This window comes from Pseudomonas reactans (genome assembly GCF_013385825.1).
GTDB lineage: Bacteria > Pseudomonadota > Gammaproteobacteria > Pseudomonadales > Pseudomonadaceae > Aquipseudomonas > Aquipseudomonas reactans.
Genome location: NZ_JACAPG010000006.1, coordinates 360,534 through 382,201, shown reverse-complemented (window position 1 = coordinate 382,201; position 21,668 = coordinate 360,534). Strand labels below are relative to the sequence as shown.

21 protein-coding genes are annotated in these 21,668 nt (G+C 59.6%); 10 read left to right on the top strand and 11 right to left on the bottom strand.

Annotation, left to right across the window (positions count from 1 at the left end):
• The first annotated feature begins 2 nt into the window (after window positions 1-2).
• Together HX868_RS07880 and HX868_RS07875 are read left to right on the top strand one after the other, a co-directional pair.
• A complete protein-coding gene (locus HX868_RS07880; RefSeq protein ID WP_177002479.1) occupies window positions 3-1,127 on the top strand; it encodes a DUF1120 domain-containing protein in 1,125 nt (374 codons plus the stop codon).
• 18 nt (window positions 1,128-1,145) lie between these two features.
• Window positions 1,146-1,787 carry a DUF1120 domain-containing protein gene (locus HX868_RS07875; protein ID WP_177002478.1) on the top strand — a complete coding sequence of 214 codons (642 nt, stop codon included), beginning with the start codon at window positions 1,146-1,148 and terminating at the stop codon, window positions 1,785-1,787.
• Here the strand turns inward: HX868_RS07875 and HX868_RS07870 are convergent.
• A complete protein-coding gene (locus tag HX868_RS07870; RefSeq protein ID WP_177002477.1) occupies window positions 1,784-3,037 on the bottom strand; it encodes a CynX/NimT family MFS transporter in 1,254 nt (417 codons plus the stop codon). The two genes, HX868_RS07875 and HX868_RS07870, sit on opposite strands and share 4 nt — an antisense overlap.
• A complete protein-coding gene (locus HX868_RS07865; RefSeq protein ID WP_177002476.1) occupies window positions 3,027-3,686 on the bottom strand; it encodes a FadR/GntR family transcriptional regulator in 660 nt (219 codons plus the stop codon). Before HX868_RS07865 ends, HX868_RS07870 begins: the two co-directional genes overlap by 11 nt.
• A 159-nt stretch (window positions 3,687-3,845) precedes the next feature.
• Here HX868_RS07865 and HX868_RS07860 point away from each other — a divergent pair, with 159 nt between their 5' ends.
• Window positions 3,846-4,157, top strand: coding sequence for a type II toxin-antitoxin system MqsR family toxin (locus HX868_RS07860; RefSeq protein ID WP_016978219.1), 312 nt, complete (start codon window positions 3,846-3,848; stop codon window positions 4,155-4,157).
• Window positions 4,154-4,642: a type II toxin-antitoxin system MqsA family antitoxin gene (locus tag HX868_RS07855; RefSeq protein ID WP_016978218.1), complete on the top strand. Its 489-nt coding sequence runs from the start codon at window positions 4,154-4,156 to the stop codon at window positions 4,640-4,642. Before HX868_RS07860 ends, HX868_RS07855 begins: the two co-directional genes overlap by 4 nt.
• 61 nt (window positions 4,643-4,703) lie before the next feature.
• Here the strand turns inward: HX868_RS07855 and HX868_RS07850 are convergent, their stop codons facing one another.
• The 4 genes from HX868_RS07850 to HX868_RS07835 all read right to left on the bottom strand — a co-directional run bounded on the left by HX868_RS07850 (window position 4,704) and on the right by HX868_RS07835 (window position 8,873).
• Entirely contained in the window at window positions 4,704-5,468 is a 765-nt protein-coding gene (locus HX868_RS07850; protein WP_003171943.1) for an amino acid ABC transporter ATP-binding protein, read from the bottom strand.
• Window positions 5,469-5,479: 11 nt separating this feature from the next.
• On the bottom strand, window positions 5,480-6,577 hold the full coding sequence (locus tag HX868_RS07845) for an amino acid ABC transporter permease (protein ID WP_016978216.1): 1,098 nt from the start codon (window positions 6,575-6,577) through the stop codon (window positions 5,480-5,482).
• A 10-nt stretch (window positions 6,578-6,587) separates the two neighbouring features.
• The gene (locus HX868_RS07840) at window positions 6,588-7,769 is read right to left on the bottom strand and encodes an amino acid ABC transporter permease (RefSeq protein ID WP_016978214.1); all 1,182 of its coding nucleotides are present in this window, start codon (window positions 7,767-7,769) and stop codon (window positions 6,588-6,590) included.
• 72 nt (window positions 7,770-7,841) lie between these two features.
• Entirely contained in the window at window positions 7,842-8,873 is a 1,032-nt protein-coding gene (locus HX868_RS07835) for an amino acid ABC transporter substrate-binding protein (protein WP_016978213.1), read from the bottom strand.
• Window positions 8,874-9,219: 346 nt separating this feature from the next.
• Here HX868_RS07835 and HX868_RS07830 point away from each other — a divergent pair, with 346 nt between their 5' ends.
• Both HX868_RS07830 and rhlB read left to right on the top strand, forming a co-directional pair.
• The gene (locus HX868_RS07830) at window positions 9,220-9,876 is read left to right on the top strand and encodes an alpha/beta hydrolase (RefSeq protein WP_177002475.1); all 657 of its coding nucleotides are present in this window, start codon (window positions 9,220-9,222) and stop codon (window positions 9,874-9,876) included.
• 102 nt (window positions 9,877-9,978) lie between these two features.
• Complete coding sequence (gene rhlB, locus HX868_RS07825) at window positions 9,979-11,430, top strand: ATP-dependent RNA helicase RhlB (protein WP_177002474.1); 1,452 nt, start codon at window positions 9,979-9,981, stop codon at window positions 11,428-11,430.
• 104 nt (window positions 11,431-11,534) lie between these two features.
• On the opposite strand, the gene moaE is transcribed toward rhlB, so the two are convergent.
• The 5 genes from moaE to HX868_RS07800 all read right to left on the bottom strand — a co-directional run bounded on the left by moaE (window position 11,535) and on the right by HX868_RS07800 (window position 15,703).
• On the bottom strand, window positions 11,535-11,984 hold the full coding sequence (moaE, locus tag HX868_RS07820) for a molybdopterin synthase catalytic subunit MoaE (RefSeq protein WP_177002473.1): 450 nt from the start codon (window positions 11,982-11,984) through the stop codon (window positions 11,535-11,537).
• A gap of 2 nt (window positions 11,985-11,986) precedes the next feature.
• Window positions 11,987-12,229, bottom strand: a complete 243-nt coding sequence (gene moaD / locus HX868_RS07815) for a molybdopterin converting factor subunit 1 (RefSeq protein WP_177002472.1) — start codon at window positions 12,227-12,229, stop codon at window positions 11,987-11,989.
• Window positions 12,226-12,699: a cyclic pyranopterin monophosphate synthase MoaC gene (gene moaC / locus HX868_RS07810; protein WP_177002471.1), complete on the bottom strand. Its 474-nt coding sequence runs from the start codon at window positions 12,697-12,699 to the stop codon at window positions 12,226-12,228. The genes moaD and moaC overlap by 4 nt, the downstream gene beginning before the upstream one ends.
• A gap of 144 nt (window positions 12,700-12,843) precedes the next feature.
• On the bottom strand, window positions 12,844-14,238 hold the full coding sequence (locus tag HX868_RS07805) for a PhoH family protein (protein WP_005785025.1): 1,395 nt from the start codon (window positions 14,236-14,238) through the stop codon (window positions 12,844-12,846).
• A 340-nt stretch (window positions 14,239-14,578) separates the two neighbouring features.
• Entirely contained in the window at window positions 14,579-15,703 is a 1,125-nt protein-coding gene (locus HX868_RS07800; protein ID WP_177002470.1) for a polysaccharide deacetylase family protein, read from the bottom strand.
• A 222-nt stretch (window positions 15,704-15,925) separates the two neighbouring features.
• On the opposite strand from HX868_RS07800, the gene yaaA reads away from it, so the two are divergent.
• The 4 genes from yaaA to HX868_RS07780 all read left to right on the top strand — a co-directional run bounded on the left by yaaA (window position 15,926) and on the right by HX868_RS07780 (window position 21,667).
• Window positions 15,926-16,705, top strand: coding sequence for a peroxide stress protein YaaA (gene yaaA / locus HX868_RS07795; protein WP_095014777.1), 780 nt, complete (start codon window positions 15,926-15,928; stop codon window positions 16,703-16,705).
• An 875-nt stretch (window positions 16,706-17,580) separates the two neighbouring features.
• Entirely contained in the window at window positions 17,581-18,897 is a 1,317-nt protein-coding gene (locus tag HX868_RS07790) for a nucleotide sugar dehydrogenase (RefSeq protein ID WP_177002469.1), read from the top strand.
• Between the two features lie 83 nt (window positions 18,898-18,980).
• Entirely contained in the window at window positions 18,981-20,462 is a 1,482-nt protein-coding gene (alg8, locus tag HX868_RS07785) for a mannuronan synthase (protein ID WP_177002468.1), read from the top strand.
• 38 nt (window positions 20,463-20,500) lie between these two features.
• On the top strand, window positions 20,501-21,667 hold the full coding sequence (locus HX868_RS07780; protein WP_177002467.1) for an alginate biosynthesis protein Alg44: 1,167 nt from the start codon (window positions 20,501-20,503) through the stop codon (window positions 21,665-21,667).
• Window position 21,668 lies beyond the last annotated feature (1 nt).

Here is a 21,668-nt window from a genome sequence, read left to right as displayed (position 1 = left end):
CTATGAAGCTTCACCACTGCCTCACCGCCCTGCTGCTCTGCGCCAGCGCGGTACAGGCCCAGGACGAGTGCCGCCTGGACCTCAGCGAATCGCGCCTGGACTTCGGCCTGATGAACCGCGCCGTTGCACCGACCTTGGCAGCAGAACGACTGCTCGGCGAACGGCAACTGTCCCTGACGCTGAACTGCCCGCAACCTCAGGACATGAGCCTGTTCTACCGAGCATTGGCCTCCGGCACCGAGCGCCTGCGTTTCACGGAGGGTGGCAGTTACCAACTGCAGGTGCATGACGGCGTGCTGGATGGCCGCGCTGTAGAGCTTGGCTTGCTTGCAGGCCAGGGCCAGGCGCCGAGCCTGGTCGGCGCAAATCTCAGTTGGCGGGCTGACCATGGCGTCGTACCGATGATCGATGGCCAACCCACCACGGGCCGCAGCTTTTCCGTACGCCTGCAGGTCAGCGCCTGGGCCCGCGAAGAGGCTGTACGGGTGCGCGACGCCGTGACCTGGGAAACCTCAGGGCTGGTAGACGCCCCGGCCTCGGGACGCTCGCGGGAACTGAGCCTGCAGGCACGCTTCGCCCCGGCGGCGTGCACGCCCAGCCTCTCCAACAATGGCAGGGTAAATTTCGGCAAGTTGTCAGCCAGCGACCTGAACCACGACAAGGACACCGCCCTGGCGGAAAGAACGCTGACCTTCACGGCGACGTGCGACGGCCCGGCACGCTTTGCCCTGGTCATGCACGACAACCGCGACGGCTCCGCCACTGGTGGCCTTGATGAAACCGCCTACGGCTTGGGCCTGGATGCACGCGGGCAAAAAATCGGCCGGTATTACCTGCTTGTCGACCCAACCCAGGCGACAGCCGACCATCTGCCCCAGCTGTATCGGACGGACTCCACCACTGGCGGCACGGCCTGGAGCAGCGCCAGCGCCAGCCCGCTTCCACTGGGTGCGCGCAGCTTGCTCGGCTTCACCAGCACAGCCGGCAGCACCGACGGCCCCAACGCCCTGCAAACCCTCAACGCACTACTAAACCTGAAGGCCGTTATCGCGCCACTCAACACCCTGGACCTGAGCAGTGAGGTGCGACTCGACGGCTCGGCCACCCTGGAAATCATCTACTTCTAAGCGAAATCGGAGACCCCCATGATGTATCGATACCTGACCCTCCTGGCTGTTTTTCTCAGCCCCCTGGCCAACGCGGCGTCTACGGTCGACCTGAGCGTCAAAGGCCTGATTACACCCGCCTCCTGCACACCGATCCTGTCGGGCAACGGCAGGGTCGAGTTCGGCAAAATTTCCCAGCAAGACCTCAACCTCACCACCGGCACGCGCCTGCCACGTAAGTCGTTGAACTTGACGCTCACCTGCAACGGCCCAGCGCACTATGCGTTGCGCATGCGCGATAACCGCGACGGCACGGCTCACGTCAACAGCGAGATTTACTACGGACTGGGGCTCGATAACAGCGGCAACAAGATCGGCGTGTATTCGTTGAGCTTCGACCCCAAGCAGACCGCGGCCGATAGCTGGGCGCCGGTCTATGGCACTGAATCCACCACTGGCGGCCTCGCTTGGCGCATGGCCAACCTGAACCCCATCGATATCGGCGCTCGAAGCTTGCTTGGTTTTACCGATACGCAAGGCAGTACCGCCGGGCCGGCAGCGATCCAGAACCTCACCAGCACCCTGACCCTTGAAGTGGTGATCAACGCCAAGCAGAACCTGGACCTGAGCACCGACATCGTGATGGACGGTTCGGCAACCCTGGAGGTGCTGTATCTCTAGACTCTCTCGCTGCTGACGCCGACGTATTTCGCCCGCCCGGCACCGAGGCCCGCAACGATCGCACCCAGGCCGATCACGGCGAACACCCAGCCCGTGGCAGCCCAGCCGCCGGTCCAGTCGTGGATCAAACCCACCGCCAACGGACCGAGGGACGCCAGGGTATAACCGATGCCCTGGGCCATGCTCGACAGGTTGGCCGCCACGTGAGCGTCACGCGAGCGCAGCACGATCAAGGTCAGCGCCAGGCTGAAGGTACCACCCTGCCCCAGGCCCAGGAGGATTGCCCAGCCCCATAACCCGTCGATCGGGGCATACAGGCAACCGAACAGGCCGCCGAGGGTCAGCACCATCACCACCACGATGGCCAGTCGCTGGTCCTTGCCGCGCGTGGCCAACCATGGCGCCGTGAGGGCGCTGAGCAATTGCACGATGATCGAACCGGACAGCGCCAACCCGGCTTCGGTGGCGCTCAGGCCACGACTGATCAGGATCGACGGCACCCAGCCAAACACGATGTAGGCCAGGGACGACTGCAGGCCCATGTACAGAGTCACCTGCCAGGCCAACGGGTCACGCAAAAGGCCCTTCACGCGATAAGCGACGCGATGCGCACCGTGTTTCTGGCCGATTTGCGGCAGCCAGAACAACGCCGCCAGCAGTGCTGGCGCAATCCAGAAGCCCAGACCGATGTTCCAACTGTCACCAAAATAATGGCTGAGCGGCACCGTGGCCCCTGCCGCCAACGCTGCCCCCAGGCACAACGCCATGGTGTAGACGCCCGTCATGGTGCCGGCCTGCTTGGCGAAGTCACGCTTGACGATACCCGGCAGCAGCACGCCAATGATGCCGATGCTTGCACCCGCAATCAGGCTGCCGGCAAACAGCCCGACTTCACCGAATGAGCTGCGCAGGAGGATGCCGGCGGCCAGTGTCAGCAGAATCCCCAGCACGACGCGCTCCGCACCAAAGCGTCGCGCAAGTATCGGTGCCAGGGGGGCGAACAACCCCAGACACAACACCGGCAAGGTGGTCAGCAGGCCAGCTTTGGCGGCGGACAGGCCCAGGCTGGTCGACACGTCATTGAGCAACGGCGACAAGCTCGACAGCGCGGGGCGCAGGTTCAGTGCCACCAGCACCAGCCCGAACAGCAACAGCCAGGGGCGGCTGACCACCGGAGGGGCGTGTTGCACCACCTCGTCGTCGGCTTCGGCGTCGATCAACAGTTCATCGAGTTTCGTTTCAGGGTTCATTGATCAACTGCCGGCAGAGGGATTTGGCGCGTTCCGGGTCTTGATGCTCCACGGCATCGAGCAACGCGATATGCAGGTCGAACACCGCCTGGCGACGAGGCGAGATATTCAGGGTCTGGCGCAACTGGGCGCCGACAATGGCGGAGAAATACTGATACAGCTCACTCAGCGCCGGATTGTGCGCCGCATCCACCAAGTGTTTGTGGAACACCAGGTCGGCGCTGATATAGGCCTCCAGGTCGCCGTGGTAAAGCGCGGCACTGGCGTCGAGGGCTTCACGCAGTTTTTTCAAGTCTTCGTCGGTGCGGCGCAAGGCTGCCAGGCTGATCGCCTCCACCTCCAGGATCTGCCGCGTTTCCTGCGCCTGCTCTAGCGTGCAATGGGACAACGCCCGCATCGTGCCCAGCGGGTCGGTCATCGAACGCAAGTAGCTGCCGTCGCCCTGGCGGATCTCGATCAAGCCGGAAAACGCCAACACACGCATGGCCTCGCGCACGGTATTGCGGCTGATACCCAGTTCTGCGGACAACTCCGGCTCGGTGGGCAGGCGCTCGCCAATGGCCCACACACCTTGGCTGATGCGCAGGCGCATTTGCTCCAGGGCCTGGTCCACCAGGGAGCGTTTGATCAGGGGGGCGATGTCTGTCATGGGATTTGCACTTTCGTCCAATCATAGGATGAATTTTCCTACAGCCTATTCGGAGTTGCCTACAAAGGCAACGCACTAGGGTTCTTAGGCAGGAAAAGGAGCAGTATTTTCGATTGGTAAAATTACCCTCTGAGGGTAATTATTGGACTCAGGTGTCTTATGGAAAAGTACACACCTCACTACGATTTGGCGCTGGTGAAAAAAGAGGTCGTTCGGTTGGGTTATACGGCATTCACCGCCAACGCCCGGCAAGACGCCCGAAAAATGGAGCTGAGCCCTGGCCAGATGCAACACGTGGTCTGCGCCCTTGAGCACCGAATGTTGTACAAATCAATGACGACCTATGCAGACCATCGGGTATGGCAGGACGTCTACCTGATCAAGATTTACGGCACGGAGATTTACATCAAGGTCACTTACCGCCCAGGCGGTGGTCCTCCCGTAATCTCCTTCAAGGAGAAAACCCTATGAGAACCCAGCAATGCATGAGCTGCGGAACCCATGACGCAATGCAGCATTTCGAAGGTCGCACCTTCACGATCAACACACGGGGAATGATCCGGGATATTCCTGACATCGCAGGCTGGGAATGCGAGGTCTGCCATGAAGTCGAATTCGATCACGACGACGACAGTGCAGAGCGTTACTGCAAGGCCTCAGATTTGCTGTTGATCGACGCGCGCAAAATCATCGCCGCCGAGATGAAGCGAATCCGCCGCAAGCTGCATTTGACCCAGAAAGACGCCGTGAGGCTCTTCACCGTGCGCGGGCACAATGCATTCTCTCGCTACGAACGGGCTGAGATTTTTCCGCCGGAACCGTTGCTCACATTGATGCGCCTACTGGATAAACACCCCCACTTGCTGGCAGAGGTAGAGGCCCTCAATGTCGGGGAAGACTTGAACAGACTGCTCATCGCAAAAGATGCGCAACCGCTCGCAGCACAGGCCTCCTGACAAAAACCAGCAGGCAAAAATAAACCCGGCACCAGGCCGGGTTTATTCATTCAACCTTCGATCAATGCAAAATCTGGCTCAAGAACAACTTGGTCCGGTCATTCTGCGGGTTGTCGAAGAAGTCATTCGGCGCCGCCTGTTCCACGATCTCGCCCTTGTCCATGAAGATCACGCGGTTGGCCACGGTGCGCGCAAAGCCCATTTCGTGGGTCACGCACAACATGGTCATGCCGTCTTCGGCCAGGCCAATCATGGTGTCCAGTACTTCCTTCACCATTTCTGGATCGAGTGCCGAGGTTGGTTCGTCGAACAGCATGATTTTCGGCTTCATGCACAAGGCACGGGCAATCGCCACACGCTGTTGTTGGCCGCCGGACAGTTGCCCCGGAAACTTGTGGGCCTGCTCCGGAATGCGCACGCGCTCAAGGTAATGCATGGCAATTTCCTCGGCCTTGCGCTTGGGCATCTTGCGTACCCACATCGGCGCCAACGTGCAGTTCTGCAGGATAGTCAGGTGCGGGAACAGGTTGAAGTGCTGGAACACCATGCCGACTTCACGGCGGATCGCCTCGATCTGCTTGAGGTCGTTGGTCAGTTCCACGCCATCCACCACGATGCGGCCCTGCTGGTGTTCTTCCAGGCGATTGAGGCAGCGGATGGTGGTGGACTTGCCCGAACCCGACGGGCCACACAGCACGATTCGCTCGCCCTGCTTGACGTTGAGGTTGATGTCTTTCAACACGTGGAACTGGCCGTACCACTTGTTGACGCCCTGCATCTGGATAATGCCTTCAGGGCTCACAGGCTGTTTGATCGCTTCGCTCATAACAACAACTCCTAACGCTTGTGGCCTGTGTCGAGCTTGTGTTCCAAATGAATGGAATAGCGCGACATACCAAAACAGAAAATCCAGAACACCAGGGCCGCGAACACATAGCCTTCGGTGGCCATGCCCAACCATTTAGGGTCGGCGGCGGCCTGCTTGACGCTGTTGAGCAGGTCGAACAGGCCGATGATGATCACCAGGCTGGTGTCCTTGAACAGCGCAATGAACGTGTTGACGATGCCGGGGATCACCATCTTCAGGGCTTGCGGCAGGATCACCAGGCCCATCGAACGCCAGTAGCCCAGGCCCATCGCAGCAGCGGCTTCGTACTGGCCCTTGGGAATCGCCTGCAAGCCACCGCGCACCACTTCAGCCACATAAGCCGACTGGAACAGGATCACGCCGATCAACGCCCGCAGCAGTTTGTCGATGCCCATGCCTTCGGGCAGGAACAACGGCAGCATCACCGAGGACATGAACAACACGGTGATCAACGGCACGCCGCGCCAGAATTCGATGAAGGTCACGCAGACCACTCGAATCGCCGGCATGTTCGAGCGCCGCCCCAGCGCCAGCATGATGCCCAGCGGCAAGGCGCCGGCGATGCCGACGGTGGCGATCACTAGGGTCAGCATCAGGCCGCCCCATTGGCTGGTTGCCACATTGGTCAGGCCAAAGGCCCCGCCGTGCAGCAGGAAGAACGCGATGATCGGGTACAGCACCAGGAAGCTCAGGCCGTAGACCGCCTTGCGCTGGAAGCGCGAGATGAACAACGGCGCCACGCCAACGATGGCCAGCCATACGGTGAGGTCCACGCGCCAGCGCAGGTCGCCAGGGTAGTAGCCATACATGAACTGCCCGAAGCGCTGTTGGATAAACACCCAGCAGGCGCCTTCCTTGGTGCAATCAGCGCGTGTAGTACCAACCCAGTTGGCGTCGATGATCGCCCAGCTCAGGATCGGCGGTACCACCAGGTAGATCAGGTAGAACGCCAGCAGTGTCAGCAGCGTGTTGAGCCAGCTGGAAAACAGGTTGGCGCGCATCCAGGCCATCGGCCCGAACACTTTGTTCGGCGGCGGCATATCCGGTTTGAAAGTATGTGAACTCATGGGCGTTTCCTCACCGCTCGATCAGCGCAATGCGCTTGTTGTACCAGTTCATCAGCAGGGAAATGCTGATGCTGATCGCCAGGTACACGCTCATGGTGATCGCAATCACTTCGATGGCCTGGCCGGTCTGGTTGAGCACCGTGCCGGCAAACAGCGAAACCATTTCCGGGTAACCAATACCGGCAGCGAGTGACGAGTTTTTCGCCAGGTTCAGGTATTGGCTGGTCAGCGGCGGGATGATCACCCGCAGGGCCTGCGGGATGATGACCTTGCGCAGCGTCGGCCCCGGGCGCAGGCCCAGGGAGCGCGCGGCTTCGGTCTGGCCGTGGCTGACGGACTTGATGCCCGACCGCACGATCTCGGCGATAAACGCGGCCGTGTAGACGGTCAGTGCCAGGGTCAGCGCCAGCAGTTCAGGGATCAGTACCCAACCTCCGACAAAGTTGAAGCCCTGCAACTTCGGCATTTCCCAATGCAGCGGTGCACCGAAGATCAAGGCGCACAGCGCCGGGATCACGATGAACAGCGCCAGGCCGGCCCAGAATTTGTGGAACGGTACGCCAGTCGCTTCAAAGCGCTTGTTGGCCCAACGTGCCATCAGCACGATTGCCACGATCGCGACCACGATGCTGACCACAAACGGCCAGAAACCGTCGGCGGCAATCGCTGCCGGCATGTTCAGGCCACGGCTGCTGACAAAGAAGGTATCGCCGAAGTTATGACTGTTACGCGGCCCCGGCATGGTCAGGAACACCGCGAAGTACCAGAACAGGATTTGCAGCAGCGGCGGGATGTTGCGGAACACTTCCACGTACACGGTCGCCAGCTTGTTGATCATCCAGTTCGGCGACAGCCGCGCCACGCCGATGACGAACCCGAGCAGCGTCGCCAGGATCACGCCAATGAAGGTCACCAGCAAGGTGTTGAGCAAACCGATTACAAAGACCCGGGCATAGCTGTCCGATTCGGTGTAGTCGATCAAATGCTGCGCGATGCCGAAACCGGCACTGCGTTCAAGAAAGTCGAAACCCGAGGTAATGCCCCGGTGTTGAAGGTTGGTCTGGGTGTTATTGAAGAGGTACCAGCCCAGCGAGACCACCGCCACAATCGTGATGATCTGGAAGAGCCACGCACGCACTTTGGGATCGCTGAAGCTGAGCTTCTGCTTGGGTGCGCCGATTTGTTTTTGCATGAAATGCCCCGAAAATAATGGAACAGAACATCACCCGGCGGTTGGCCCACCGGGTGACAGAACCATCAGCGATCAGCGCACAGGGGGTGCGTATTGAATGCCGCCGTTGTTCCACAGCGCGTTCAGGCCACGGTCGATTTCCAGCGGGGTGCTCTTGCCCAGGTTGCGCTCGAACACTTCACCGTAGTTACCGACTTGCTTGACGATCTGTACAACCCAGTCTTTCTTCACTTTCAGGTCTTTGCCGTATTCGCCGTCAGCACCGAGCAGACGCGCAACGTCCGGGTTCTTGGTGGACTTGGCTTCAGCTTCAACGTTTTTCGAAGTGATACCGGCTTCTTCAGCGTTGAGCATGGCGTAGCCAACCCAGCGCACGATGGCCAGCCACTCGTCGTCGCCGTTACGCACGACCGGGCCCAACGGTTCTTTGGAAATGGTTTCCGGCAGAACCACGTAGTCTTTCGGCGCGGCCAGCTTGCTGCGCTGGGCGAACAGTTGGGACTTGTCGGAAGTCAGTACGTCGCAACGACCGGATTCCAGCGACTTGGCGCTTTCGTCGGAGGTGTCGAAGGTGATCGGGGTGTATTTCAGGTTGTTGCCGCGGAAGTAGTCGGAAACGTTCAGCTCAGTGGTGGTACCGGCCTGGATGCAGATGGTTGCACCGTCCAGTTCCTTGGCACTTTTCACGCCCAGCTTGTTGTTTACCAGGAAGCCGATGCCGTCGTAGTAAGTGATGAAGCCTGGGAATTTAAGGCCCATGCCGGCGTCGCGGGAGCTGGTCATGGTGGTGTTACGGGACAGGATGTCGACTTCGCCCGACTGAAGCGCGGTGAAACGCTCCTTGGCATTCAACTGGCTGAATTTGACCTTGGTCGCGTCGCCGAAAACGGCAGCGGCCACAGCGCGACACACGTCAGCGTCGATCCCGAGGATCTTGCCGCTGGCATCCGGCACCGAGAAACCCGGCAGGCCGTCACTCACGCCACATTGTACAAAGCCTTTCTTCTGCACGGCATCCAGGGTGGCGCCGGCTTGGGCGAAACCGCTGACACCCAGTACAGCCGCCGCAGTCACGATGGCCAGGGTGGATTTCAATACCTTCATTCAAACCTCCAGTTTGCTCTTGTTGTGTCGGAGCTCGAACCTCAGCGCACCCTTATGAGGCGATATCGACCCGTGTTGGCTTTTTTTAGGGTCAAGCGGCATGAAGTTGTCGCAGTAATTCCAGGTTCTTTCCCACAAGCGGCAGGCACTGATAGTGTTACCGTCGCAGGAAAGTTCTGACATCGACCTACACATAGCAAGGCGCGTACCAGAGTGCTGGCTGAGCCGTTTCGGCCCATGAGCAAGTGCAAAAGATTCAGCCTTGCGACATTCTCTTAACAGATCGACAAGCTACGCACCGTTCCGTCGCACTTAATCGGAGCGCACGCACATTAATGGAGCAGACATGACCGACCCCTTGATTCTTCAGCCCGCCAAGCCCGCAGACGCCTGCGTCATCTGGTTGCATGGCCTGGGTGCCGATCGCTACGACTTCCTGCCGGTGGCCGAAGCGCTGCAGGAAAGCTTGCTGACTACCCGTTTCGTTTTGCCCCAGGCACCGACCCGCCCCGTCACCATCAACGGGGGCTACGAGATGCCCAGTTGGTACGACATCAAGGCCATGAGCCCGGCGCGTTCCATCAGCCTGGAGGAGCTGGAAGTCTCGGCGAAGATGGTCACGGATTTGATCGAAGACCAGAAGAGAACCGGAATAGACGCGTCGCGAATTTTCCTCGCCGGTTTCTCCCAAGGCGGCGCCGTGGTTTTCCATACCGCATTCCTGAATTGGGAAGGCCCGTTGGGTGGCGTGATCGCCCTCTCCACTTATGCACCCACATTCGGGGATGAGCTGGAACTGTCCGCCAGCCAACAGCGCATTCCAGCCCTGTGCCTGCACGGCCAATACGACGACGTGGTGCAGAACGCCATGGGCCGCAGCGCCTACGAGCACTTGAAGACCCGTGGTGTCACCGTGACATGGCAGGAATACCCAATGGGCCACGAAGTGTTACCCGAGGAGATACGCGATATCGGTGCCTGGTTGACCGCTCGCCTGGGCTGAAAACCACCGTTTATGTAGCCATATGACAGACGCACTACGCCGCGCCCGATTCTTGCATTACACTGGCCGGCGTACATTCCTTAACCAATTAATGAGATCACCGTGCTCGAAGCACTCAAGAAGATGTTCGGCAAAAGCGAGGCCGAGCCGCTCGCGCCTGTTCCCAGTGCTCCTGCCCCGACTACCGGCAGCCGCAATGACGGTCAACAGCCCGACCGGACTGCGCCGGTCGCCCAGCCCAAGACGCCTACGGTGAAACCGCCTGAACCGGTACAAGCAGCCGCACCGGCCCCGAAACCGCGCCGTGAGCGCACGCCGAAACCGCCCGTGATCCCATGGAAACTCGAAGATTTCGTCGTCGAGCCCCAGGAAGGCAAGACGCGCTTCCACGATTTCAAACTGGCTCCTGAACTGATGCACGCCATCCAGGACCTGGGTTTCCCGTACTGCACGCCGATCCAGGCGCAGGTGCTGGGCTTCACCCTGGCCGGAAAAGACGCCATCGGCCGTGCCCAGACCGGCACCGGCAAGACCGCCGCGTTCCTGATCTCGATCATCACCCAGTTGCTGCAGACGCCACCGCCGAAAGAGCGCTACATGGGTGAGCCACGCGCACTGATCATCGCCCCGACCCGGGAGCTGGTGGTACAGATCGCCAAGGACGCTGCTGACCTGACTAAGTACACCGGCCTCAACGTCATGACGTTCGTCGGTGGCATGGACTTCGACAAGCAACTCAAGCACCTCGAAGCCCGTCACTGCGACATTCTAGTGGCGACACCTGGCCGACTGCTGGACTTCAACCAGCGCGGCGACGTGCACTTGGACATGGTCGAAGTGATGGTACTGGACGAAGCCGACCGCATGCTCGACATGGGTTTCATCCCACAAGTGCGTCAGATCATTCGCCAGACCCCGCCGAAATCCGAGCGTCAGACCTTGCTGTTCTCCGCGACCTTCACCGAAGACGTGATGAACCTCGCCAAGCAGTGGACCACCGACCCGTCCATCGTCGAGATCGAAGCGGAAAACGTTGCCAGCGAAAACGTCGAGCAACACATCTACGCCGTGGCCGGTGCCGACAAGTACAAGCTGCTCTACAACCTGGTCAACGACAACGGTTGGGAGCGCGTGATGGTGTTCGCCAACCGCAAGGACGAAGTGCGCCGTATCGAAGAACGCCTGGTGCGTGATGGTGTGAACGCCGCGCAACTGTCGGGCGATGTGCCGCAGCACAAGCGCATCAAGACGTTGGAAGGCTTCCGCGAAGGCAAGATTCGTGTGCTGGTGGCGACCGATGTGGCCGGACGCGGGATTCACATTGATGGCATCAGCCACGTGATCAACTTCACCCTGCCGGAAGTGCCGGACGACTACGTGCACCGCATTGGCCGTACCGGCCGTGCCGGGGCTGCGGGGGTGTCGATCAGCTTTGCAGGGGAAGATGACTCGTACCAGTTGCCGTCGATCGAGGCGCTGCTGGGGCGCAAGATCAGCTGCGAGACGCCGCCGACGCATTTGTTGCGCCCAGTAGAACGCAAACGCCCAAGCTGAATACGCAAACCCTGTAGGAGCCGGCTTGCCGGCGATGAGGCCTCAAGCCTTGCACTGTTCTCACGGTCGTCATCGCCGGCAAGCCGGCTCCTACAGAGGTATGTTTATTTCCAGCGGTCCGCAGCGGCGTGATCGCTGTGCCGCCCTTCCACCCAACGCGGCCCTTCACTGGTGTTTTCCTTCTTCCAAAACGGCGCCCGCGTCTTCAGGTAGTCCATCACAAACGCACACGCATCAAACGCTGCCTGGCGATGGGCACTCGCTGCCCCGACAAACACAATCGGCTCACCCGGCTCCAACGCGCCAATGCGGTGCAGCACTTCCAGCTTGAGCAACGGCCAGCGCTGCTCGGCTTCCACGGTAATCTTGGCCAGGGCCTTTTCGGTCATGCCGGGGTAGTGCTCCAGGAACATTCCCGCGACATCCAGACCGTCATTGAAATCGCGCACATAGCCAACAAAACTCACCACCGCGCCGACGCCGACATTGGCCGCGTGCATGGCATTCACTTCGAAGCCTGGATCAAACGGCTGGGCCTGCACACGAATGGCCATGATCAGCCTCCGGTCACGGGTGGGAAGAATGCCACTTCGTCACCTGCCTGCACCGGCTCATCGAGGCCGCACATCTCTTCGTTGCGCGCGCACATCAGGCTGGTCTCGTTGAGTACGGCAAACTCCGGGTCACTGGCCAACGCCAGACGTACTGCGTCGACAGTGGCGAATTCGCCCTCCATCTCCAGCGAGTCAAACCCCACCGCCTCGGCGTAACGCGCAAAAAACAATACGTTGATGCTCATGCCTGGTCCGCCTTGAAGTGCCCGCTCTTGCCGCCAAACTTTTCCAGCAGGCGAATGCTTTCGATGGTCATACCGCGATCCACGGCCTTGCACATGTCGTAAATGGTCAGTGCCGCGACACTGGCGGCGGTGAGGGCTTCCATTTCCACGCCGGTCTGCCCGGAGAGTTTGCAGCGCGCCAGGATGTGCACCGAGTCAGCGCCATCGGCGCTCAGTTCGACCTTTACGCCCGTCAACATCAGCGGGTGGCACAGCGGGATCAGATCACTGGTTTTTTTCGCCGCCTGGATCCCGGCGATGCGGGCCACGGCGAACACATCACCCTTGGGATGGGCGCCGTCGACAATCATTTGCAGGGTCTCGGGCAGCATGCGCACCCGGGCTTCGGCCACGGCTTCACGGAACGTCACGGACTTGTCGGTGACGTCGACCATGTGGGCGCGACCTTGGGAATCGAGATGAGTCAGCACAGGGATACTCCTGATCAGGAGCACCGATTGTAAACCCGTGGGTCAATTTTGCGCACGGCTGATTGTGCGTAGGAGCCGGCTTGCCGGCGATGGGGCCCTCGAGGACGCCATCGCCGGCAAGCCGGCTCCTACAGTGTGTAGTGTTTACAAGTGGGATTCGGCGTATTCGGCCAGAATCGAACGTGGAACCCCTTGCAGCGCAATGTGCACGCCGTTCGGGAAGTCTTTGAAGCGTTCCGTCAGGTAAGTCAGCCCGGAGCTGGTCGCGGACAGGTAAGGGGTGTCGATCTGTGCCAGGTTGCCCAGGCACACCACTTTGGAACCGGCGCCGGCACGGGTGATGATGGTTTTCATCTGGTGCGGGGTGAGGTTCTGGCATTCATCAATCAAAATCAGGCTCTGCTGGAAGCTGCGACCTCGGATGTAGTTGAGGGATTTGAACTGCAACGGCACTTTGCTGAGGATGTAGTCGACGCTGCCATGGGTGTTTTCGTCATCCATGTGCAACGCTTCGAGGTTGTCGGTGATCGCCCCCAGCCACGGCTCCATTTTTTCCGCTTCGGTGCCGGGCAGGAAGCCGATTTCCTGGTCCAGGCCCTGCACGCTGCGGGTGGCGATGATGCGGCGATAGCGCTTGGTCACCATGGTCTGCTCGATGGCGGCAGCCAGGGCGAGGATGGTTTTACCGGAACCGGCGGCACCGGTCAGGTTGACCAGGTGGATGTCCGGGTCGAGCAGCGCATACAGCGCCAGACTCTGGTAGATATCACGCGGTTTCAGGCCCCAGGCTTCCTGGTGCAACAGGGGTTCCTGATGCAGGTCGAGGATCAGCAGCTTGTCGACCTGGATCTCTTTGATCCAACCCACGAAGCCCTGTTCGTCGACGATGAATTCATTGATGTGCACGGCCGGAAGGTTGTCGATCAGTTGCACCTGGTGCCAGGTGCGGCCATGGTCCTGACGGGTTTCGACCTTGCTGACGCGGTCCCAGAACGAGCCGGTCATCATGTGATAACCACGGGACAGCATCGACACGTCGTCGACCAGTTGGTCGGTACTGTAGTCCTCGGCCGCGATCCCACACGCTCGGGCCTTGAGGCGCATATTGATGTCTTTGGTCACCAGCACTACGCGCAGGTCCTTGTCGCGGGCGTGCAGGTCGATCAATTGGTTGATGATTTTGTTGTCGTTCAGATTCTCCGGCAGCAGGCTGTTCGGCTCACTGCGCTTGCTCATCAGAATCGACAGCAAGCCCTTGGGCCCGCTTTTGCCACGCTGGATCGGTACGCCGACTTCGACGTCCTCCGGCGACGCTTCGCCCAATGTCTTGTCGATCAGGCGGATGGCCTGGCGACATTCGGCGGCAACGCTGTGGTGCCCGCTTTTGAGTTTGTCGAGTTCCTCAAGCACGATCATCGGGATGGCGACGTGGTGTTCTTCGAAGTTGAGCAGTGCGTTTGGATCGTGGATCAGTACGTTGGTATCAAGCACATAAAGGATTGGCTGGTCGGAAGAAGGGTTACGTCCATGATCATCCATACTCGGTCACCTTTTGTGGGAGCCAGTCGACGCAATACCTGGGCGGTGCTGCGCCTCGATTCGACCACCGACTGCACCTGAGTGACGTCAAGCGCAGTGCCCACATGAGGAGTCTTGGAAGACGCCACCTGTGCTGCAGGGTTCGGCGATCTGACTTCGTAATACCGCAAAACCCATGACAGAAAAAAGCACTTTGACGCTTTTTTGAAGTTTATTTTTCAGGATGACGAATAGCACTAGCCGAGTGCCACGTACCCCGCTAAAGTCGGAAGTCCGCCTGCATCGAAATGTCGCACAAAATCACCCCAAAAACGCCTCATCCCCAACAGGGCCGGGCACTTCAGCGAAACGCCTCCCGGCAGTCCTGCCAACCCAGACCACTCTGCGCCGTCGCCTGCAACAGCATAGGTAAAGCCACCCGTGCCTTGTCCTGGGTGTCGTGAAACACAATCACGCCTTTGCGCCACAACAGCATCAAGGTCAGCACCCGTTGCGCTGACTCATCGGCCTTGAGCTTGCCCGGTTCGTCTTGGGAATCGATGTCCCACAACGCCACCTGCAAGCCCTGGGCTTGAAAGAAACCCTGGCTGTCTGCACGACGTTGGCCATAGGGCGGACGGAACAGCGGCACGTAGTTTTCCGGCATCAGGTTCTGCGCCAACGATGCGCTGCGTGTGATCGAACTCTGCCACTCCACCCAATGGCTGTGTGAGCGGTATTGCCAACCCTGGGTGCCGACGCACTGGCCTTGGTACAGCGCCTGCACATCGGCAACCGAACTGCGCTCGACACGGGATTGCAGGCTGCTGCCGAGGGCGAAGAATGTGGCGTTCATCTTCTGCTTGCGCAGGTAGTCGGTGAGCCAGTCGGTATTGCCGCTGACTGGCGCAGGGCCGCCGTCGAAGGTGAGCAGGAACAGGCGATCGTTGAATTCATCACCGTTGCGCTCATGGTCGCCGAAGCGCGCGACTTCGCTGCTGATCTGCGGGAACAGCGCGGCCTTGCGCAGCAGCTCGTCCAGGTAACGCTCATGGAACACATGGCTGGGGTTGGCCCAGCCTATATAGAAGGAGTCTTCGCTCACCTCGAACTTGCCGGCCTGCTCGCGCAGATCGTCCATGTTCTCCACCAGATAGCAGAACGAGGCGTCGACCTCGCAACTCTGCTGGGCGAACGTATAGTTCTCCAGCAAGCGCTGCCAGAGCTGGCGACGCAGGTCGTCGATGGCGGACAGGTTGATGATCTTCAAGCCCAGGCGCTGCTTGAGCGCGGCTTCGTCCTGATTCTCGCTGGCCAGCAGGCTGTGAGCGAACATGAGGATTTCGGCGCGTGAGGCCACGTCGAACAGCGCCGGGCTGCCGAGTTTTTCGGGCCAGGTGCCACGGTCCAGGCTCGCCACATCCACCGGCGCCGCCTGGGCATTCAGGCACAACAAGCAAGCCGACAACAAAAGTGCTATTCGCACACGGGGTCTCCCTCTCCAGAGTCGTCGGCCACTATAGCCGATACACCACGCACCCTGTAGGAGCCGGCTTGCCGGCGATGAGGCCCTTGAGACCAGTAGTGATCTCGCGGACGCTATCGCCGGCAAGCCGGCTCCTACAGTTTTGATCTCTATCGTTGCCATAGGTGGAGTCGAACGCCTCAACCCCCTAGAATCCCTCCCACGATTACAGGAGACGACTTCATGCTGATGGTGATTTCACCCGCCAAGACCCTCGATTTCGAGACTGCGCCTGCGACCCAGCGCTTTACCCAGCCGCAGTACCTGGACCATTCCCAGGAGCTGATCGAGCAACTGCGCGAGTTCAGCCCGGCACAAATCAGCGAATTGATGCACGTATCCGACAAGATCGGCGGCCTCAACGCCGCGCGTTTCGGCAGCTGGACGCCTGCGTTCACGCAGGAAAACGCCAAGCAGGCGCTGCTCGCTTTCAAAGGCGACGTGTACACCGGCCTGAATGCCGAGACGTTCAGCGATGCCGATTTCACCTACGCCCAGGACCATCTGCGCATGCTCTCGGGCCTCTACGGCCTGCTGCGCCCGTTGGACCTGATGATGCCGTATCGCCTGGAAATGGGCACCAAACTGCCCAACGCCCGTGGCAAGGACCTGTACGCGTTCTGGGGCACGCGCATCAGCGAATGGCTGAACGAAGCGTTGGCTGAACAAGGCGATGACGTCCTGCTGAACCTGGCCTCCAACGAGTACTTCTCGGCGGTCAAGCGCACGGCCCTGAACGCGCGGATCATCAACACCGAGTTCAAGGACCTGAAGAACGGCCAGTACAAGATCATCAGCTTCTACGCCAAGAAGGCGCGGGGCATGATGAGCCGCTTTGTGATCGAGGAGCGCATCAACGACCCGGCCAAGCTGAAGGAATTCGATGTGCAGGGCTATCGCTTCAATGCGGAGCAGTCGAAGCCGGATAACCTGGTGTTCTTGCGCGATCACGCACCGGAATAAAGCGAAATAACAATTGTAGGAGCCGGCTTGCCGGCGATAGCGTTCCCCCAGGCGATGATTAATTGTCTGAAGCACCGCTATCGCCGGCAAGCCGGCTCCTACATTTTGGAATGCATTCCCGCCTAAAAATGTCATTATTTTGACGTCAAAAAACATCTTGACGCATCTCTAACAATTCTTTCACTCGACATCCGTCGTTTTTTTTCGTAGTGGCACCACTTTTTTTAAACACTAGTGGCACAAAACTATCCCCCTCTCCCAACTCCCCACAACTACTGGCCCAAATAGCAAGTGCTATCAATATAATGCCAGTGCCATCTTTCCTAATATTTCAAGAAATTTCCGGAAACAGGATGAGCGGCCCGGAACTTCGTCTAAACACACGGCTCATACCACCGGTAACGAAATTCTCTGTTTCTGTAAGAGATGACTTACATGACGACCCAAGGAAGTAGCGAAGTTGCCCCATCAACTTTGACTCATGGGTCATATCATCAACTGATATGAGTTGAGGGCGGCGATAAGGATGAATTGCTATCCCCTATAGGCCAAGGCAGCGCTTACCCAAATGTGTCAGTGATGACACCCAAGGTGTTGATAAATAAAGGCTTAAAGCCTCTATCTGCACCCTGTGGCACTGGCGTCGGCACCTTCCCCCAGGAAGGCCGGCTGCATTTCAGGGCAAGCCTCAATAACAAGGCCAAGTTGCGCACAACTTGAGTGCAATAGTTAGTCACTCACTAATTAACATGCCTGTACGCGGTAAGTCGGCGTCTACTCGCCCAACTTTCGTGGCATCAGTGACGCTTGCAAACATGAACTCCGCCATTAATTGGCATGATTAACACAGTCTTGAAGACAAAGAGGTAAATGCGATGCGCATCAGCATATTTGGTCTCGGTTACGTTGGCGCAGTGTGTGCCGGTTGCCTGTCTGCCCGTGGCCACGAAGTGGTTGGCGTAGACATCTCCAAGGACAAGATTGACCTGATCAATGCGGGCAAATCGCCAATCGTTGAACCGGGTCTGGGCGAGTTGTTGAGCCAGGGTATTCAGAACGGCCGACTGCGCGGTACCACCAACTTCGCCGAAGCCATCCGCGACACCGACCTGTCGATGATCTGCGTTGGTACGCCAAGCAAGAAAAACGGCGACCTGGAACTGGACTACATCGAAGCGGTATGCCGCGAAATCGGCCTGGTCTTGCGTGACAAAACTACCCGTCACACTGTGGTAGTGCGCAGCACCGTGCTGCCAGGCACCGTGGCCAATGTGGTGATCCCGATCCTCGAAGACTGCTCCGGCAAAAAAGCCGGCGTCGACTTCGGTGTGGCGGTCAACCCGGAATTCCTGCGTGAATCCACCGCCATCGCCGACTACGATCTGCCACCGATGACCGTCATCGGCGAATTCGACAAAGCCTCCGGCGATGTCCTGCAGTCGCTGTACGAAGAGCTCGACGCGCCGATCATCCGCAAGGACATCGCCGTTGCCGAGATGATCAAGTACACCTGCAACGTCTGGCACGCCACCAAGGTCACCTTCGCCAACGAAATCGGCAACATCGCCAAGGCTGTCGGCGTCGATGGTCGCGAAGTGATGGAAGTGGTTTGCCAGGACAAGACCCTCAACCTGTCCCAGTACTACATGCGCCCAGGCTTCGCCTTCGGTGGTTCATGCCTGCCCAAAGACGTGCGTGCCCTCACCTACCGCGCCAGCTCCCTGGACGTGGAAGCGCCGCTGCTCAACTCGCTGATGCGCAGCAACGAGTCCCAAGTACAGAACGCCTTCGACATCGTTTCCAGCCACGACAAACGCAAAGTCGCGCTGCTGGGCCTGAGCTTCAAGGCGGGTACCGATGACCTGCGTGAAAGCCCGCTGGTCGAGCTGGCTGAAATGCTGATCGGCAAGGGTTTCGACCTGAGCATCTACGACAGCAACGTCGAGTACGCCCGTGTCCACGGCGCGAACAAAGACTACATCGAAGGCAAGATCCCGCACGTGTCGTCCCTGCTCAACTCGGACTTCGACGACGTGATCAATAACTCCGACGTGATCATCCTGGGCAACCGCGATGAGAAATTCCGTGCCCTGGCGCAGAACGCACCGCACGGCAAGCAAGTGATCGACCTGGTGGGCTTCATGTCCAAGGCCACCAGCACGACCGGTCGTACCGAAGGCATTTGCTGGTAACAGCAACGGCCAGTTCCGGGCTGCAAGCGTACCAATCCCCAGCGCTTGCAGCCGGGAGCCTTCATCACCTTCGGATGACGCTTATGTCCAAGTTAAAACATGTACTGATGCAATCCGCCGGCTGGCTGTTCTTTCTCAGCCTGCTGATGGGACTCGCGCTGCTGCTGCCGGCGAGCACGTTCGACTCCGAGTCGAAGAATTTTATTTTCCTGATTGGCGCCGTCGGCATCTGGCGCTACTCGATGGGTGCTACGCATTTCTTTCGCGGCATGCTGTTCCTTTACGTCGTCTACCCGCACCTGCGCCGCAAAGTGCGCAAGCTGGGCAAGGCCGCCGACCCGTCCCACGTGTTCCTGATGGTCACCAGTTTCCGTATCGATGCGCTGACCACCGCGCAGGTCTACAGCTCGGTGATTCGTGAAGCCATCGAATGCGGCTTCCCCACTACCGTGGTTTGCTCGCTGGTGGAGATGTCCGATGAGCTGCTGGTGAAAAGCCTGTGGGAGAAAATGAACCCGCCGGAACACGTGAAGCTCGACTTCGTGCGTATCGCCGGTACCGGCAAACGCGACGGCCTGGCCTTCGGTTTCCGCGCCATCTCCCGCCACCTGCCGGATGACCGCGCCGTGGTTGCAGTGATCGACGGCGACACCGTGCTTGCCGAAGGCGTCGTGCGCAAGACCGTGCCGTGGTTCCAGCTGTTCGGCAATGTCGGCGGCCTGACCACCAACGAATTCTGTGAAGTGCGCGGCGGCTACATCATGAGCGAATGGCACAAACTGCGCTTCGCCCAACGCCACATCAACATGTGCTCCATGGCCCTGTCCAAGCGCGTACTGACCATGACCGGTCGTATGTCGGTGTTCCGTGCCAACGTGGTGACCGACCCGGGCTTTATCGCCGACGTGGAAAGTGACTCGCTGCAACACTGGCGCCTGGGTCGCTTCAAGTTCCTTACCGGTGATGACAAGTCCAGTTGGTTCAGCCTGATGCGCCTGGGCTACGACACCTTCTACGTGCCGGACGCGGCGATCCACACCGTGGAACACCCGCCGGAAAAGAGCTTTATCAAGGCCAGCCGCAAACTGATGTTCCGCTGGTACGGCAACAACCTGCGCCAGAACTCCCGCGCCCTGGGCCTGGGTGTGCGTCGGTTGGGCCTGTTCACCAGCATCGTGTTGTTCGACCAGCGCGTGTCGATGTGGACCTCCCTGCTCGGCCTGACCGTGGCGATCATCGCCACCTTCAAGTACGGCGGCGCGTTCATCCTCGCGTACCTGCTGTGGATCGGCATCACTCGCCTGATTCTCACCCTGCTGCTGTCGTGCTCCGGCCACAAGATCGGCCCGGCCTACCCGGTGATTCTCTATTACAACCAGATCATGGGCGCGCTGGTGAAGATCTACGTGTTCTTCCGCCTTGATCAACAGTCCTGGACCCGCCAGGACACCAAACTGACCCGCGATTTGGCCAGCTTTCAACGTTGGTTCAACACCTGGTCGTCTCGGACCATGACCTTCTCCGCCGGCAGCATTTTCGTCGCCGTGTTGCTGATGATGGTCTGACCCTGCCAAGCCTGAATTAACTCTAGGAAATTGCCCTGATGAACAGCCAAGTAAACGCCAACGTAGTCCACGAATCCGAAGCCCAGCGCCAACATGCCCGGGTCAAAATCCCGGCCAAGCTGCGGTTTTTCAACACTGACCGCACGCAGACCGAAGCACGGGTGATCGACCTCTCCGCCGGTGGCCTGGCGTTCACCGCCACCCAGCCGTTGACCGTCGGCGAAGTGCACAAGGGCCGTCTGCAGTTCGTGATCGATAACCTTGGCCTGGCGATGGACGTGGAACTGCAAATCCGCTCCTACGACCGCCAGAGCGGCCGCACCGGTTGCCAGTTCCAGAACCTGGAACAACAGGATATTTCCACCCTGCGCCACCTGATCACCTCGCACTTGTCCGGTGACATCGTGACCATGGGCGACGTGCTCGCAACCCTGCAGCGCGACAATTTCACCAAGGCGCGCAAGGTCAAGGACGGCGGTAGCAACATGAGCGCCTTCGGCCGCCTGCGCGCCGTGACGTTCAGCCTGGCGATCTTCCTGGTCGGCCTCGCGGCGTTCGGTTTTGTCTTCAAGTCGGTGTACGGCATGTACTTCGTCAGCCACGCCCAGGCAGGCCTCGTCAGCGTGCCAGGCATGAACGTGACCATGCCGCGCGACGGCACCGTGCAAAGCCTGCTCAAAGGTGACGGCATCGCCGCCAAAGGCGCGCCACTGGCGACGTTCAGCACCAGCATGCTGGATGTGCTCAAAGGCCATCTGGACGAAGACCAACTGCAACCGGCCAAGGTCGAAGAGCTGTTCGGCAAGCAAATGACCGGCACCCTGACCTCGCCTTGCGACTGCATCGTTGCCCAGCAACTGGTTGCCGACGGTCAGTACGCCAGCAAGGGCGACGTGATCTTCCAACTGGTACCTCGCGGCGCCCCGGCCAACGTTGAAGCACGCTTCACCTATCGCCAGTTCGGCGACGTTCGCCCAGGTACGCCAGTAAGCTTCCAAGTGGCCGACGAAGAACAACTGCGCACCGGCACCATCGTCAGCAGCACCAGCCTGAACAGCGCCGACCTGTCCTCCGACATCCGCGTGCAGATCAAGCCTGACGCACCGCTGGACAGCACCTACGCCGGCCGCCCGGTCGAAGTGACCAGCGACCGTGGCCCTTCGCTGAACTGGCTGATCGATAAAGCCATGGCTGCGGGTCTTTAAT